This window comes from Oerskovia sp. NPDC056781 (assembly GCF_042789955.1).
Taxonomy (GTDB): domain Bacteria; phylum Actinomycetota; class Actinomycetes; order Actinomycetales; family Cellulomonadaceae; genus Oerskovia; species Oerskovia rustica.
On the sequence record NZ_JBHUAD010000410.1, the window covers coordinates 1 to 1,148 of the forward strand.

The 1,148-nt window shown below is 72.5% G+C and carries 1 protein-coding gene; it reads left to right on the forward strand.

All coding sequences use genetic code 11. From position 1 onward, the window contains the following. Nucleotides 1-338: 338 nt before the first annotated feature. Nucleotides 339-1,118, forward strand: coding sequence for a glycosyltransferase family 2 protein (locus ACFRCR_RS18820; RefSeq protein WP_336706831.1), 780 nt, complete (start codon nucleotides 339-341; stop codon nucleotides 1,116-1,118). Nucleotides 1,119-1,148: the final 30 nt, after the last annotated feature.

The following is a 1,148-nucleotide window of genomic DNA, read 5'->3' on the forward strand; positions in this document are numbered from 1 at the left end:
GTACGGCGCCCGGGTGCTGACGCCCCCTTCACCTACGCTCTCCGGCGTCACCCCGGGCACGCCCCGAGGGTGCGTGCTCTCGGCACGGTCGCGACGTCGCGACCGACCGCCGAGCGGGCGCAGGCAGCAATACCTCGTCAAGAACCCGGGCACACCGTTACCGGGGGCGGCCGTGACTTTGCCACCAAGAGTGTGGCAAACTGCGGGAAACTCTTTGCACTACTAGGCTGGACGGCGTGAACGCGGACCATCGGTCGACCGAGTCAGGAAAGAACACCACCACCGGAACCACCGGCGAGACCGTCGGCGTCCCCGCGAACGGGACGCACGCGCTCCCGGTGGCCAAGACCCCGCGTCCCGCGCCGCTCGCAGGCGGCGGACGGCAGAAGCAGCGTGTGGCGGTGATCATCCCCGCCAAGGACGAGGCGCGCCGCATCGCGGCGACCGTCCGCGCGGCCAAGGCGATCCCCCACGTGGACCTGGTCCTGGTCGTGGACGACGGCAGCGAGGACAGCACCCAGCACGTCGCGCGCGAGGCGGGCGCCGTCGTCGTGCGTCACTCGCACAACCGCGGCAAGGCCGCAGCCATGGAGACAGGCGCCGCGGTCGTCGCGATGCGCGACGTCGCCGACCGGCCCGCGCGCCTCCTGCTCTTCATCGACGGCGACCTGGGGGAGACGGCCGTCAACACGTCGCCCCTCGTCGACCCGGTGCTCAACGGTGCCGCGGACATGTCGATCGCCCTGCTCCCGCCGCAGCCCGGCGCGGGTGGCCGCGGCATCGTGGTGGGCGCCGCGCGCCGCGCGATCCAGTCGATGACAGGGTGGACGCCCACGCAGCCGTTGTCCGGCATGCGCTGCCTGACACGGGAGGCCTTCGAGGCCGCGACGCCGCTCGCGCGCGGCTGGGGCGTCGAGACCGGCCTGACGATCGACCTGCTCCGCAAGGGGTACGTCGCGGTCGAGGTGCCGTGCGACCTGCACCACCGGCCGTCCGGCTCGGACCTCAAGGGCCAGATCCACCGTGCGAACCAGTACCGCGACGTGCAGCTCGCGGTCGGTGCGCGCCGCGTGCGCAGCGCGATCGACGCGCTGAGCGGCAACAAGCACTCGAAGTAGTCCTTCACGACGAAGGGCCCGGGCGGTCTC